The organism is Microbacterium ginsengiterrae (assembly GCF_014205075.1).
In the GTDB taxonomy this organism is placed as follows: Bacteria; Actinomycetota; Actinomycetes; order Actinomycetales; family Microbacteriaceae; genus Microbacterium; species Microbacterium ginsengiterrae.
The window spans coordinates 2,212,030-2,226,314 of record NZ_JACHMU010000001.1 but is presented as its reverse complement, the minus strand read 5'-3'; the positions used below and the strand labels follow the sequence as shown (position 1 = coordinate 2,226,314).

Below are 14,285 nucleotides of genomic sequence, written 5' to 3'. Positions count from 1 at the left end.
GGCGCGATGCGCGTCCCCGCCCGACAGATCAGGCGAACGCCTCCACCGGCGGGCACGCGCAGACGAGGTTGCGGTCTCCGTACGCCTGGTCGATCCGGCGCACCGGCGGCCAGTACTTCGTCGACACGAGCGACCGCACCGGGTAGGCGGCGTCCTCACGGGTGTAGGCGTGGTCCCACTCCCCCGCGATGAGCGACACCGCGGTGTGCGGTGCATTGACCAGCGGATTGTCGTCGGCGGGCCACCGGCCGGCGGCGACATCGTCGGCCTCCTGCGCGATCATGATCATCGCCTCGACGAAACGGTCGATCTCGCCGAGGTCCTCCGACTCCGTCGGCTCGACCATCAGCGTGCCGGGAACCGGGAACGACATCGTCGGCGCGTGGAAGCCGTAGTCGATGAGTCGCTTGGCGACGTCGTCGACCGTGATGCCTGTGCTCTCCTTGAGTGGACGCAGGTCGAGGATGCACTCGTGCGCGACGCGTCCGTTCTCGCCGGTGTACAGCACGGGGAAGTGCTCGCCGAGCCGGGCCGCGATGTAGTTCGCCGACAGGACGGCGGCCGCTGTCGCGTCGCGCAGGCCCTCGGCGCCCATCATGCGCACGTACGACCAGGAGATCGGAAGGATGCCCGCGGAGCCGTACGGGGCCGCGGAGACGACGCCGCCCGAGAACGTGTACCCGCCGGCGTGGGCGTCGCGCTGCGCGAGCGGGTGCGACGGCAGATGAGCGGCGAGATGCTCCTTGGCCGCCACCGGGCCGACGCCCGGCCCGCCTCCGCCGTGCGGGATCGCGAACGTCTTGTGCAGGTTCAGATGCGACACGTCACCGCCGAGGTCGCCGAACCGCGCGTACCCGAGCAGCGCGTTGAGGTTCGCGCCATCGACGTAGACCTGTCCACCTGCGGCGTGCACGGCGGAGGTGATCTCGACGACGTCCTGCTCGTACACGCCGTGCGTCGACGGGTACGTGATCATGAGCGCGGCGATCTCGTCGGCGTGCGCGGCGATCTTGGCCCGCAGGTCGTCGAGGTCGACGTTGCCGAGGTCGTCGCAGGCGACGACGACGACCTTCATCCCGGCGAGGACGGCGGATGCCGCGTTGGTGCCGTGCGCGGACGACGGGATGAGGCACACCGTGCGCCCCTCATCGCCGTTCGCACGGTGGTAGCCGCGGATCGCGAGCAGTCCGGCCAGTTCGCCCTGCGAGCCGGCGTTCGGCTGCAGTGAGACGGCGTCGTATCCGGTGACCTCGGCGAGCCAACCCTCGAGCTGGTCGATCATCTCGAGGTAGCCCGCGACATCGGACTCGGGAGCGAACGGGTGGATCTGCGCGAACTCCGGCCAGGTGATGGCGGCCATCTCAGTGGCGGCGTTCAGCTTCATCGTGCACGAGCCCAGCGGGATCATGCCGCGATCGAGCGCGTAGTCCCGGTCGGCGAGGCCCTTGAGGTATCGCATCATGGCGGTCTCGCTGCGATGCACGTGGAAGACCGGGTGCGTGAGGAACTCGTCCGAGCGGCGAAGCTCCTGGGGCAGGGCGTCGGCGTCGGCTCGCTCCGCCGGCTTCGTCTCGTCTCCGGCTCGCTCGACGCCCCGTGCGCCGAAGGCAGAGGTCTTGCCGCCGAAGAGGGCGGCGACGGCGTTCAGATCGGCGTCCGTGGTCGTCTCGTCGACCGAGATGCTGACGGTGCGGTCATCGACCAGGCGCAGCAGGATGCCGGACTCGTCGTGCGCACGGGCGACGATGTCGGCAGCATCCGCTGCACGCACCTCGAGGGTGTCGAAGAATGCGTCGTTCGTGACGACGGCGCCCGCCTCGCGCATCCACGCGGCGAGCGTCGCGGCCTTGCCCGCGACGGACTGCGCGATCTCCCGCAGCCCGTCCGGACCGTGGTAGACCGCGTACATCGACGCCATGACGGCGAGGAGCACCTGCGCGGTGCAGATGTTCGAGGTCGCCTTCTCACGGCGGATGTGCTGCTCGCGCGTCTGGAGCGAGAGGCGGTACGCCGGCTTGCCGTCCGCGTCGACCGACACACCGACGAGGCGTCCGGGGAGCTGACGCTCGAGTCCTGCCCTGACGGCCATGTAGCCGGCGTGCGGGCCACCGAAGGCCATCGGCACGCCGAACCGCTGCGTGGTGCCGACGGCGACATCGGCGCCGAGGGAGCCCGGCGAGGCGATGAGGGTCAGCGCGAGGAGATCGGCCGCGACGACCGCGAGGCCACCGGCGACGTGCGCCGCATCGATGACGGCGCTCGGATCCCACACCAGCCCGGAGGCGGCGGGGTACTGCACGAAGACACCGAACAGCTCGTCGGGGAGCGTCTCACCTGCAGCCAGGTCACGCTCGACGAGCTCGATCCCCAGTGCGGCGGCCCTCGTCTCCAGCAGAGCCTTGGTCTGCGGGAAGGCACCGGCGTCGACGACGAAGACGTCGGACTTCGTCTTCGATGCGCGTCGGGCGAGCAGCATCCCCTCCGCGACGGCCGTCGACTCGTCGAGCATCGACGCGTTCGCGGTGGAGAGACCGGTGAGGTCGGCGACCATCGTCTGGAAGTTGATGAGCGCCTCCAGGCGCCCCTGCGAGATCTCCGGCTGATACGGGGTGTAGGCGGTGTACCAGGACGGGTTCTCCAGGACGTTGCGCTGGATCACGCTCGGAGTGATCGTGCCGTAGTACCCGAGGCCGATCATCGAGGTGTTGACGGTGTTGCGTGCGGCGAAGCCGCGCAGCTCGGAGAGCGCCTCGGCCTCCGAGGCCGCGCGGGGAATGCGCGAGTCGCCGTCGGATGCAGACGTGAAGATGGCGGCGGGGACGGCCTGACGCATGAGCGCCTCGACGGGCGCCTCGTCATCGGCGATGCCGAGCTCCTCGAGCATCCTGCGCTGCGCCTGGGCGGTCGTCCCGATGTGACGATCGGCGAAAGAGGTCACGAGGCGGATCAACCCTCCGTCAGCGCGACGTAGGCGTCGCGGTCGAGCAGGCCGTCGGCCGCACCGTCGGCGATCGACACCTTGATGAGCCAGCCGCCCTCGAACGGCTCGGCGTTCACGAGCGACGGGTCGTCGACGACGGCGTCGTTGATCTCGGTCACGGTCCCGGCGAGGGGTGCGTAGAGTTCGCCGACGGACTTCGTCGACTCGATCTCGCCGACCACGGAGCCGGCGGCGATCTCGGTACCGACAGCGGGGAGCTCGACGAAGACGACGTCCCCGAGCTTGTCCGCCGCGTAGTCGGTGACGCCGATGGTGGCGACGCCGTCGGCGACGGAGAGCCACTCGTGCTCGTCCGTGTACTTGAGTGCGGTGAGATCGGTCATTTCTTCCTCCGGTAGAAAGGCAGGGCGGTCACGGTGGCGGGAATCCTCGTCCCCCGCACATCCAGGTGGACAGTGGTGCCCGCATCCGCGAACGCGGGGTCGATGTAGGCCATCGCGATGGGGTGGCCGAGTGTCGGGCTGAGGGCGCCGCTGGTGATCTCACCGACGGCGGTGCCGTCCTCTGCGACGACGGCGTAGCCGGCGCGTCCCGCGCGCCGTCCTTCCGCCGTCAGCCCCACGAGCACGCGCGCGCCCTCGGCGGGCGCCACAGCGTCCTTGCCGACGAACGACTCCTTGTCGGATGCCACGACGCGGCCGAGACCGGCCTGTGCCGGCGTGATCTCGCGGGACAGTTCGTTGCCGTAGAGCGGCATGCCCGCCTCGAGTCGGAGGGTGTCGCGTGCCGCGAGCCCCGCGGGGACCAGGCCGTGCGGTTGACCCGCCGACAGCAGATCGTCCCAGAGCGCCGCGGCGTCCGCCGCGCGGACGAGCAGTTCGAAGCCGTCCTCGCCGGTGTATCCGGTCCGCGCGAGCAGCAGCGGCTCGCCGTGATAGCTGGCGCTCGCCCACGCGTAGTACCGCTGCTCCGACCAGGGAGCACTGAGTCCGGTGATGTCCTCCGTCGCCGCGAGGATCTCCTGCGCTGCGGGTCCCTGCACGGCGAGGAGGGCGTAGTCGTCCGAGACGTCCTCGACGTCCACTCCCCGATCGCCGAGGAACCCGGCGAAGCTGCGCTCCCCATCGGCCGAGCGGAGGGACGTCTCCCGTTCGATGCGCGACGGGAAGTCCCGCACCCTCTTGGCCAATGCCGAGTCCACGAAGCCGCGGTTGCCCGCGTTCGAGATGATGAGGAACCGCTCATCCGCGAGGCGGTAGACGATCACGTCGTCGATGATCCCGCCGCCCTCGGTCAGCAGCAGGGAGTACTTCGCCTTTCCGACCGGCATCACCGAGAGGCGACCGGCGAGGGCGAAGTCGAGGAACTCGGCGGCGAAGTCACCCGTGACGAGGAACTCCGCCATGTGGGAGATGTCGAAGAGCCCAGCGGCGGAGCGCACGGCGTGGTGCTCGGCGAGGTCGGAGGTGTAGCGCACCGGCATCTGCCACCCGCCGAAATCCGTGAAGGACGCGCCAAGCGACTCATGTCGCTCGCGCAGCGGGGTGTAGCGGGCCTCGGTCATGGAGTTCTCCCGTGTCGATCGGAAGGATGCCGTACGGAATGCACGGTATCCGAGAACTCCCCCTCTGTCATGGGCCTGAGAGTTTCGCCCCTCGGGGGCTTTCACCGTCGGCGGATTCGAGAATCGCTTTTCAGAGCGGCCGGACATGCGCGGTATGGGTACCTGAGAGATTGGCGGGGAGGCTTGCTCCTTCGGTGCCCGATCGTGTGCTTCGGGCTCTCCCGCGCAGGTCATGCGGCCTGTGTTCACTTAGCGCTCCCAGCATACCCTCGGCCCTCATCTAGGCTCGACCGTGTGATCACACCCGGCAGCTCCGACGCGATCCGCGTCGCCGTCTCGGCCGTCATCTTCTCGCTGCGAAGCGGCGCGAACGGCGACCGGCTGATGCTCCCCCTCGTCCGGAGGACGCGCGACCCGTATCTCGACGCCTGGGCACTCCCCGGCGGATGGCTCGACCCCGCGGAGGACCTGGATGCCGCCGCGTCCCGCACGCTCGCCGAGACCACGGCGCTCACCCCGAGCTACCTCGAGCAGCTGTACACGTTCGGCGACGTCGATCGCTCGCCCACGCGCGTGGTCTCGATCATCTACTGGGCACTGCTGCGCTCGGATCTCGTGGATGCGCAGCGTTCGGCTGCCGGAGCCCCGGAGAACGTCGAGTGGTTCGACGTCGACGATCTTCCACCGCTCGCCTTCGACCATCGCCGGATCGCCGAATACGCCCTGTGGCGGCTGCGCAACAAGGTCGGCTACAGCTGGATCGGAGCGGGCCTGCTGCCGGACGAGTTCACCCTGACCGAACTGCGCGAGGTCTACGAGACGGTGCTCGGACGGCGCCTCGACCCCTCGAACTTCCGTCGGCTCCTCGAGGGATCGGACGAACTCGTCCCGACGGAGTCGTTCCGCACCGGCAAGCACCGTCCCGCTCGCCTGTTCCGGCTCGCGGAGAAGGCCTGATCGGCCGCTCCCGAGAGACGGATTGCACTTAGGGTCAGATCGACATAATCTGGACGCGCACACATAGTGTCGAAATGACCAGAAGGCGGCGCTCCGATGCCCACGTCACCCGTCCGCACCATCGATCCCTCCGTCGATCACCTCATCCGCTCGATCACCTCGACAGCGGATGCCACATGCACCACAGACCTTGCGGCATCCCCGTGGACGTTCGACGCGCTCCCCGGCTACGGCCCGGGATCGTCGATGGGCGACGTCATCCCGACCGGAGCCCCGCGGCAGGGCGAGCTGCCCGCCGAATACCGCACGGCGGACGAGCACGACCTCGATGAGCGGATCCGCGCCGCCAGACGGACTCTCGGCGACCGCGTCGTCGTGCTCGGGCACTTCTATCAGCGCGAGGAGGTCGTGCGTCACGCCGACTACGTCGGCGACTCCTTCCAGCTCGCCGGTGCCGCTCTCGAACGACCCGATGCCGAGGCGATCGTGTTCTGCGGCGTGCACTTCATGGCGGAGACCGCTGATCTGCTGTCGGCGCCGGACCAGGCGGTCATCCTGCCCAACCTCGCCGCCGGATGCTCGATGGCGGACATGGCAGACATCGATCAGGTCGAGGACTGCTGGGATCAGCTCGCCGACGTCCTCGGCCCCCTCGACGTCATCGATGAGAGCGGTCGCGTCCCCGTGATCCCGGTGACCTACATGAATTCGTCCGCCGCGATCAAGGGCTTCGTCGGGCGGCACGGCGGCATCGTCTGCACCTCCTCGAACGCGCAGACGGTGCTGGAGTGGGCGTTCGAGCGCGGGCAGCGCGTGCTCTTCTTCCCCGATCAGCATCTGGGTCGCAACACCGCGAAGGCGATGGGCGTGCCACTGGAGCGGATGCCGATGTGGAACCCTCGGCGCCCGCTGGGCGGGTCGACCGAAACGGACCTGATCGACTCTCGGGTCATCCTGTGGCACGGCTTCTGCTCGGTGCACCGCCGGTTCACGGTGGCGCAGATCGACCAGGCCAGGGCCGAGCACCCCGGAGTGCGAGTGATCGTGCATCCGGAGTGCCCGATGGAGGTCGTCGACGCAGCCGACGAGGCGGGTTCGACCGACTACATCCGCCGCGCGATCGCCTCCGCTACAAGGCCGACCACGTTCGCGATCGGCACCGAGATCAACCTCGTCCGGCGCCTCGCCGCGCAGTTCCCCCAGCACGAGATCTTCTGCCTCGACCCCGTCGTCTGCCCGTGCTCGACCATGTACCGCATCCACCCCGGCTACCTCGCCTGGGTGCTCGAGGAACTCGTCGCCGGCCGCACGCCCAACCGCATCCGCGTGGAGAGCGCCGTCGCCGACCCGGCGCGCGTGGCCCTCGAGCGGATGCTGGCAGCGAAGCCGCGCGCATGAACATCGTCGTGGTCGGCTCCGGCGTCGCCGGGCTCACCGCGGCGCTGCATGCGGCAGAGGCCGGGCATCGCACCACGCTCGTGACCAAGGATGCGCTCGGCGGCGGATGCACGGCGCTCGCACAGGGCGGAGTGGCCGGCGTCTACGGGCGTGACGATTCCCCCGCTGTGCACGCCGCCGACACCGTCACAGCCGGTGCAGGGCTGTCGGACCGCCGTGCCGTGGACGTCCTCGTCGGCGACGGCCCTGCCCGCATCGCCGAGCTGATCGCGCGGGGGGTGTCGTTCGACCGCGCAGCGGACGGCACGCTGCTGCGCGGTCGCGAGGCCGCGCACACGCACCCACGGATCGCGCACGCCGGCGGTGACGCGACGGGCGCGGCGATCTCGCTGGCGCTGGTGTCTCAGGTGCACGCGTCCGAAATCGACGTCGTCGAGCACGCGCTGCTGGTCGACCTGCTCGTGGACGATGGCACCGTGTGCGGCGTGCGGCTCATCGATCGGAGCGGTCCGCTCGAGATCCACGCGGATGCCGTCATCCTCGCCACCGGAGGCGCCGGCCGACTGTACGCGCACACGACGAACCCGGTCGGCGCCACGGGCGACGGCATCGCCGCGGCCATCCGCGCAGGAGCCGACGTCGCAGACCTCGAGTTCGTGCAGTTCCACCCGACGGTCCTCACCACCGGCGACGCGTTCCTCATCTCCGAAGCCGTCCGAGGCGAAGGCGCGGCCCTCATCGACGACGACGGGCGACGTTTCGTGTTCGATGCGCACCCCGACGGAGAACTGGCGCCGCGGGACGTCGTCGCGCGCGCGGTGGCAGCACGAGCCGCCTCTCAGGGCGCTCCGGTGCGTCTGGACGCCACGATGATCGGGGCGGGACGGCTCGCCGCGCGCTTCCCCACGATCGATGCGATCACGCGCGAGCGCGGTCTCGACTGGTCCCGCGAGCCGATCCCGGTGACACCGGCCGCGCACTACCTCATGGGCGGGGTCAGCACCGATCTCGACGGTCGGACCTCGCTGCCGGGGCTCTTCGCCGCCGGAGAGGTCGCGCGCACGGGGGTGCACGGCGCCAACCGCCTCGCGTCGAACTCGCTTCTGGAGGCGGCCGTGTTCGGCGCCCGCGCGGCCGCGGCGGCCGGTGACGGCCCGCGCGCGACGCACCCCGCGGCACCGGGACGCCGCTCTCCCGCCCCGGCGGCCCGGCCGGATCCCCTCGTGCCGGACGACCAGTGGCGCGACGACCTCGACCAGGTGTCCCTCCCGCAGCTCATGTGGGACCGTGTCGGCCTCCTGCGCACCCCGGAGGGCCTCGCGGAGGCGCAGGCGGCGATCGCCCGGCGACGCGCGGCGAGCGCCACCCCGCTCACCCGGTCGCAGCAGGAGGAGGCGAACCTGCTCGTCGTCGCCGAGGCGACCGTAGCCGCCGCCCTCGCACGCACCGTCTCGGTCGGCGCGCACCACATCTCCCGCCACCCCGCACTGATCGGAGCCTGATGCTCTCCCCCGCCACCATCTCGCGCGTCGTCGGAGCCGCTCTGGACGAGGATGCTCCTTGGGGAGACCTCACCAGCACGACCCTGCTCCCGGCGGATGCCGCCGCCACCGCCGACCTCACGGCGCGCGAACCCGGAACCTTCAGCGGCGGAGCGGTCTTCTCCGCCGCCTTCACGCTGACTGACCCCGATGTGGTCGTCGACGTCCACGTCGGTGACGGCGACGAGTTCGCGCCGGGCGACGTGCTGGCGACCGTCGCGGGCTCCGCGCAAAGCATCCTCACCGCCGAACGCGTCGCGCTGAACTTCACGCAGCGGATGAGCGGGATCGCGACCCTGACGTCCCGCTACGTCGCGGCCGTGTCCGGCACCGGCGCACGCATCGTCGACACGCGCAAGACGACACCGGGCCTTCGCGCCTTCGAGCGGCACGCCGTCGCATCCGGCGGAGGTCGCAACCACCGCTTCTCCCTCTCGGATGCCGTGATGGCGAAGGACAACCACCTCGCCGTGCTGCAGGCATCAGTCCTCGACCTCGCAACCGCACTGCGCGACGCACTCTCGGCGCTCCCGCACACCGCGCACGTCGTCATCGAGGTCGACCGTCTGGATCAGATCGAGGCCGTGCTCGCGGGGGGTGCGCACACGGTGCTCCTGGACAACTTCTCCATCGACGACCTCCGCACCGCCGTGGCGCTGATCGGCGACCGCGCCACGGTCGAGGCATCCGGCGGCGTCACCCTCGACACCGTGCGCGCCATCGCCGCGACCGGGGTCGATGTCATCTCCGTCGGCGCACTGACGCATTCCGCACGCGCCCTCGACCTCGGGTTGGACGTGCGGATCGGCTGATGCTGTACCTGGACCACGCCGCCACCTCGCCGGTCCGGCAGGAAGTGCTCGAGGCGATGAGGCCGTATCTCACCGGAGCGTTCGGCAACCCGTCGAGCAGGCACACGGTCGCCGAGGAGGCGGCGCGCGCCCTGGAGGATGCCCGCTCGAGGGTCGCCAGGGCACTCGGGGCGCGCCGGGGCGACGTGGTCTTCACCGCCGGCGGGACGGAGGCGAACAACCTCGCCGTCAAGGGCATCCTCCTCGGCGCTCTCGCGCGCGGTAGGACCCACGTCATCACCACGCCGATCGAACACGAGTCGATCCTCGCGTCGGTCGCGTACCTCGAGCGGTTCCACGGCGCGACCTCGACGATGCTGCCGGTCGACCAGCACGGCCGTGTGATGGCCGGTGCTCTCGCCAAGGCTCTGCGCGAGGACACCGCCCTCGTCTCGATCGGTCATGCGAACAATGAGATCGGCACCGTTCAGGACATCCCCTCTCTCGTCGCTGCAGCGAGAGCGGCCGGTGCCCCAGTGCACCTCGACGCGGTGCAGTCCGCCGGCTGGCTGCCGCTGCACGACCTCGGTGTCGATGCCGTCTCGGTCGCCGGTCACAAGGTGGGCGCACCGAAGGGCATCGGCGCACTGGCGGTGCGCGGGCGGATCCCGCTCGAACCGGTGCTGCACGGCGGGGGCCAGGAGCGCGGCCGACGGTCCGGCACCGAGAATGTCGCCGGCGCCGTCGCCCTGGCCACGGCGCTCGACCTCGCCGACGCGGAGCGAGCCGAACGCGCCGCACGTGTCGGCGCATTGACGGACCGGTTCATCTCTGGCGTCCTCGCCGCCGTCCCGCGCGCGGCGCTCACCGGACACCCGCTGCACCGGCTGCCGGGGACCGCCGGTTTCACCTTCGCGGGCACGAGCGGAGAGGCCGTGCTGCTCGAGCTCGAGCGCCGCGGCGTCGTCTCCTCGAGCGGATCCGCCTGCGCGGCGGGCAGCGACGAGCCCTCTCACGTCCTGGTGGCCTGCGGCGTCGACCCCGTCGTCGCCCAGACCTCCGTGCGATTCACGTTCGGGCGCACACCGCTGCCGGACGACGCCCCCGAACATCTCGTCGCGCTCGTCGCCGAGGCGGTCGCGGCCGTGACCGGATGACGCGCTGCCCCCCGCTCAGCGCGTCTCTCCGCCGCCGCCTGCGACCCTAGACTCGTGTCGTGCCCGCTCCGATCGTCACGCTCATCGTTCCCGGTCGCGACATCGCGGCCTTCGCTCCGGCGGCGATCGCGTCACTGCGTGCGCAGACCGAACCACGATGGCGCGCGATCCTCATCGACGACGGATCGTCCGATGACACCGGTGAGGTGTTCGCGCATGCCGCCAACGCCGACACCAGGTTCTCGCTCGTGCGCCATGAGATCCCACGCGGCCTCGGTGCCGCCCGCAACGTCGGCATCGATCTCGTCGACACGCCCTTCCTCGGTTTCCTGGATGCCGACGACGAACTCACCCCTGCCGCCGTCGCCCGCCTCACGGGCACGTTGACGAGGACCGGCAGCGACTTCGTCGCCGGGGCCTACGTGCGCTCGCGACTGCGGGGTGGCACGTACGTGCCGGGGCGGGTGCAGCCGTGGACGGCGGCGGCCACGGACCCCGAGCGCCTCGGCACGGACATCTTCGCGCACCCCGCCGCATCGGCGAACATCGTCGCCTGGTCGAAGGTCAGCCGCACGGAGTTCTGGTCCGGCCTCCGCTTCCCCGAGGGCGTCGCCTACGAGGACCAGGTCGTCGCGCAGCGCATGTACACCGGCGCCGCGGCATTCGATGTCATCCCGGATGTGGTCGTGCACTGGCGGCTGAGGGCGGACGGCTCCTCCATCACCCAGAGCAAGGGGCGGCTTGCGGTCCTCCGCGACTACCTGACCGCGCTGCGCGGCGGCATCCGCGTTCTGCACGACGCCGGTGCGACGGCCGCCGTGGCCGCGCGGCTGTCCCTCATCCTGACGATGGATCTCCCCCCTCTTGAGGCACTCGCGGCGACGCATCCCGACCCGGCGTACGGGGCGGAACTGTCGGTGTTCGTCGACGAGCTGCGCGCCCTTCCCGAGTTCGCCGACGCCCGCCCCGACCCGTCACTCACCGCCGCGCTGGCGTGGTGACGCCCGCACGCCCCCGACGAACGGAACACCATGAACTCCTCGCTCGACGCCCTCTTCTCGCTCACCGGACGCACGGCGGTCGTCACCGGCGGGAGTTCGGGGATCGGACGCGGGATCGCGACGGCACTCGCCCGCGCCGGCGCATCCGTCGTGATCGTCGCGCGGGGTCGTGAGCGCATCGACGAGACCGTGACCGCGCTGACCGACGCCGGACTGCGTGCCGCCGGCATCGTCGGCGACCTCTCGACGCGCGACGGCATCCGTGCCGCCGCCGAGGCCGCGACCACTCCGTTCGGCGAGCCGGACATCCTCGTCAACTCCGCAGGCATCAACATCCGCCCACCGTTCGCCGAGATCACCGAAGCGGACTGGGACGCCACCATGACGGTGAACGCGCTCGCCCCCTTCCTGCTCGGCCAGCGGTACGCGACGGGGATGGCCGCGCGAGGATACGGGCGACTCATCCACATCAGCTCTCAGCAGGCGCACCGCGCATTCGTCGGCAGCGGGGTGTACGGCGCGTCCAAGGGCGCAGTGGAATCCCTCATGCGATCGGAGGCCGAGGCGTGGGGGCGGCACGGGGTGACGAGCAACACACTCGTCCCCGGTTTCGTGCTCACGCCACTCAACGCACGCCTGCAGGATGACCCGGCCACCGTCGCCGCGCTCGCCGAGCGGACGATGATCGGCCGCAACGGCATCCCGGAGGACTTCGCGGCCGCGGCGATCTTCCTCGCCGGCCCGGGGTCGGGCTACGTCACCGGCCACTCGCTGTTCGTCGACGGCGGCATGTCCGCACACTGACGCGAGTCGGCGCCGGGCTCATCCTTCGGCCGGATACACCCGCTGGTCGCTCGCCGGTCCGTCGAGCAGCGGGACCGAGGCGGTGAGGGTGGCCACGGCATCCTGTGCGACCGAGTCAGCGGGAGCGCAGTCGGCGCGGCGATCCGCGAACGCCACCGGCGCATCCCCCGCGGCCTCCTCGATCTGCGCCTCCGTGTCGAGGATCTGCGAGGCGGCGACCTGCTGCGCGGCGAGCTCGGCGTACAGACCGCCCTGCGCGAGGAGTTCGGCGTGGGTGCCCGACTCGATGATCTGCCCGGCGTCGAGCACGTGGATGACGTCCGCCCCCATCACCGTTGAGAGGCGATGCGCGATGGACAGCACGGTGCGCCCCTTGGCCGCCTCGTCCAGAGCCTCCTGCACCACGCGTTCCGAGACGGTGTCCAGCGCGCTCGTGGCCTCGTCGAGGAGGAGGACCGGCGGATCCTTCAGCAGTACGCGGGCGATCGCGATGCGCTGCTTCTCCCCACCGGAGAGCCGGTAACCGCGCTCACCCACGATGGTGTCGTACCCCTGCTCGAAGCCGTCGATGATGTGGTGGATGTTGGCCGCGCGACAGGCCGCGACGAGCTCCTCGTCGGTGGCCTCTGGCTTCGCGTAGAGGAGGTTCTCGCGGATCGTCGCGTGGAACAGGTAGGTCTCCTGCGACACGATCCCCACGTCGTCGATGATCGATTCCTGGGTCAGCGTGCGCACGTCCGATCCGGCGTAGAGCACGGCCCCGCCGTGCGCCTCGTACAGGCGCGGCGCGAGATACAGCACCGTCGTCTTGCCGGCACCGGAAGGACCGACGAAAGCCACGTGCTGTCCTGGCTCGGCGGTGAACGACACCCCGCGCAGGGTCGGTCGGGTGTCGGGTGCCGCGTCGGGGTAGCGGAAGACGACATCCCGGAACTCGATGCGCCCGCGGGGACCGGGTGCCTCGGCGACCGTGATGGCGTCAGGGGCGTCCTCGATCTCGGGGACGAGGTCGAGGTACTCGAAGATGCGCGCGAACAGCGCCGAGGACGTCTGCAGGTCGAGCGAGACGCGCATCAGGCCCATCAGCGGCTGGAGGAGACGGGCCTGGACCGTGGTGAAGGCGACGACGGTGCCGGCGGTGATCGCGCCCTCACCTCCGGCGATGAGGTACCCGGCGACGAGGTAGATGACCGCGGGGACGGATGCCATGAGCACCTGCACGACGGCGAAGAACCCCTGGCCGCTCATCGCCCTTCGGACCTGCAGGGCGACCTGATTGCGGTTCTCCGCCTGGTAGCGCTCCGATTCCGTCCGCTGCCTGTTGAACGCCTTCGACAGCAGCATGCCCGACACGCTCAGCGTCTCCTGCGTGATGGCCGTCAGCTCCGACAGGGACTCCTGCGTCTCCCCTGCGATACGGGCCCTGACCTGGCCGACCTTCCGCTGCACGAGGACGAGGAACGGCATGAGGAAGACCGCGATGAGCGTCAGTCGCCAGTCGATCAGGATCATCGCCACGAGAGACGCGATGACCGTGACGACATTCCCGAGGATGCTCGTGACCGTGTTCGTGAGGACACCGGACACGCCGCCGACATCGTTCTGCAGTCGCGACTGGATGACGCCGGTCTTCGTGCGGGTGAAGAAGCCGAGCTCCATCGCCTGCAGATGCTCGAACAGCCGCACCCGCAGGTCACCGGTGACGCTGTTGCCCACGGTGGAGGTGAACCACGTCTGCGCGACGCCGAGACCGGCGGAGAGGAGGAAGAGTCCGATCATCGCCAGGACGAGGCGGATCAGCAGACCGAGATCGGGGCCTGCACCGTCGACGGGGAACAGCGCGTCGTCGAACACGCGCTGCACGATCAGCGGCGGGATGACGGCGATACCCGCACCGATGATGACGAGGATGCCGGTGACGATGATGCGGCCGAGATAGGGACGGAACAGGGCGACCACCCGCCGGCCGAGACCGGCGATCTTCGGAGCCTGTGCGTTGAGCTTCTTCTGCGCGGCTTCGTCGACTCCACGGAACCCGCCGCCGCCACCGCGTCCGCCGCCCATTGCTCCCATAGTCATGCGCTCACTCTATTGCGCGAAGAAAATCTCACCGAAGGGGAATGGGATGTCG

Annotated in this window: 11 protein-coding genes and 2 riboswitches; of the genes, 7 read left to right on the top strand and 4 right to left on the bottom strand. The window is 70.2% G+C overall.

Going from position 1 to position 14,285, the window contains the following annotated elements; genetic code table 11:
* Nucleotides 1-28 precede the first annotated feature (28 nt).
* The 3 genes from gcvP to HD600_RS10845 form a co-directional block, all read right to left on the bottom strand.
* Nucleotides 29-2,884, bottom strand: coding sequence for an aminomethyl-transferring glycine dehydrogenase (gene gcvP, locus HD600_RS10855; protein WP_221421530.1), 2,856 nt, complete (start codon nt 2,882-2,884; stop codon nt 29-31).
* Nucleotides 2,885-2,946: 62 nt separating this feature from the next.
* Nucleotides 2,947-3,324, bottom strand: coding sequence for a glycine cleavage system protein GcvH (gene gcvH / locus HD600_RS10850; protein ID WP_184283632.1), 378 nt, complete (start codon nt 3,322-3,324; stop codon nt 2,947-2,949).
* Entirely contained in the window at nt 3,321-4,505 is a 1,185-nt protein-coding gene (locus tag HD600_RS10845; RefSeq protein ID WP_184283630.1) for a glycine cleavage system aminomethyltransferase GcvT, read from the bottom strand. Before HD600_RS10845 ends, gcvH begins: the two co-directional genes overlap by 4 nt.
* Before the next feature lie 57 nt (nt 4,506-4,562).
* Nucleotides 4,563-4,644, bottom strand: a riboswitch (glycine riboswitch).
* A 1-nt stretch (nt 4,645) separates the two neighbouring features.
* A riboswitch (glycine riboswitch) is annotated at nt 4,646-4,739 on the bottom strand.
* 60 nt (nt 4,740-4,799) lie between these two features.
* On the opposite strand from HD600_RS10845, the gene HD600_RS10840 reads away from it, so the two are divergent.
* The 7 genes from HD600_RS10840 (at nt 4,800) to HD600_RS10810 (ending at nt 12,154) form a co-directional block, all read left to right on the top strand.
* The gene (locus HD600_RS10840; RefSeq protein WP_260980464.1) at nt 4,800-5,462 is read left to right on the top strand and encodes an NUDIX hydrolase; all 663 of its coding nucleotides are present in this window, start codon (nt 4,800-4,802) and stop codon (nt 5,460-5,462) included.
* Between the two features lie 96 nt (nt 5,463-5,558).
* Complete coding sequence (gene nadA / locus HD600_RS10835) at nt 5,559-6,860, top strand: quinolinate synthase NadA (RefSeq protein WP_184283628.1); 1,302 nt, start codon at nt 5,559-5,561, stop codon at nt 6,858-6,860.
* Nucleotides 6,857-8,362, top strand: coding sequence for an L-aspartate oxidase (gene nadB, locus HD600_RS10830; RefSeq protein ID WP_184283626.1), 1,506 nt, complete (start codon nt 6,857-6,859; stop codon nt 8,360-8,362). The genes nadA and nadB overlap by 4 nt, the downstream gene beginning before the upstream one ends.
* Complete coding sequence (gene nadC, locus HD600_RS10825) at nt 8,362-9,213, top strand: carboxylating nicotinate-nucleotide diphosphorylase (protein ID WP_184283624.1); 852 nt, start codon at nt 8,362-8,364, stop codon at nt 9,211-9,213. The genes nadB and nadC overlap by 1 nt, the downstream gene beginning before the upstream one ends.
* Nucleotides 9,213-10,349: a cysteine desulfurase family protein gene (locus HD600_RS10820; protein WP_184283621.1), complete on the top strand. Its 1,137-nt coding sequence runs from the start codon at nt 9,213-9,215 to the stop codon at nt 10,347-10,349. Before nadC ends, HD600_RS10820 begins: the two co-directional genes overlap by 1 nt.
* Nucleotides 10,350-10,408: 59 nt before the next feature.
* A complete protein-coding gene (locus tag HD600_RS10815; protein ID WP_184283619.1) occupies nt 10,409-11,350 on the top strand; it encodes a glycosyltransferase in 942 nt (313 codons plus the stop codon).
* Nucleotides 11,351-11,380: 30 nt separating this feature from the next.
* Nucleotides 11,381-12,154, top strand: coding sequence for an SDR family NAD(P)-dependent oxidoreductase (locus HD600_RS10810; protein WP_184283617.1), 774 nt, complete (start codon nt 11,381-11,383; stop codon nt 12,152-12,154).
* Between the two features lie 18 nt (nt 12,155-12,172).
* Here the strand turns inward: HD600_RS10810 and HD600_RS10805 are convergent, their stop codons facing one another.
* Nucleotides 12,173-14,227 (bottom strand): ABC transporter ATP-binding protein, encoded by a 2,055-nt coding sequence (locus HD600_RS10805; RefSeq protein ID WP_184284824.1) that lies wholly within the window; start codon nt 14,225-14,227, stop codon nt 12,173-12,175.
* Between the last annotated feature and the right edge of the window lie 58 nt (nt 14,228-14,285).

Bases quoted from the DNA above. Each gene is read 5' to 3' on its own strand.
- gcvP (WP_221421530.1), bottom strand. From the start codon at position 2,884: ATGCTCGAGGAGCTCGGCATCGCCGATGACGAGGCGCCCGTCGAGGCG.
- gcvH (WP_184283632.1), bottom strand. From the start codon at position 3,324: ATGACCGATCTCACCGCACTCAAGTACACGGACGAGCACGAGTGGCTC.
- HD600_RS10845 (WP_184283630.1), bottom strand. From the start codon at position 4,505: ATGACCGAGGCCCGCTACACCCCGCTGCGCGAGCGACATGAGTCGCTT.
- nadA (WP_184283628.1), top strand. From the start codon at position 5,559: ATGCCCACGTCACCCGTCCGCACCATCGATCCCTCCGTCGATCACCTC.
- nadB (WP_184283626.1), top strand. From the start codon at position 6,857: ATGAACATCGTCGTGGTCGGCTCCGGCGTCGCCGGGCTCACCGCGGCG.
- nadC (WP_184283624.1), top strand. From the start codon at position 8,362: ATGCTCTCCCCCGCCACCATCTCGCGCGTCGTCGGAGCCGCTCTGGAC.
- HD600_RS10820 (WP_184283621.1), top strand. From the start codon at position 9,213: ATGCTGTACCTGGACCACGCCGCCACCTCGCCGGTCCGGCAGGAAGTG.
- HD600_RS10810 (WP_184283617.1), top strand. From the start codon at position 11,381: ATGAACTCCTCGCTCGACGCCCTCTTCTCGCTCACCGGACGCACGGCG.
- HD600_RS10805 (WP_184284824.1), bottom strand. From the start codon at position 14,227: ATGGGAGCAATGGGCGGCGGACGCGGTGGCGGCGGCGGGTTCCGTGGA.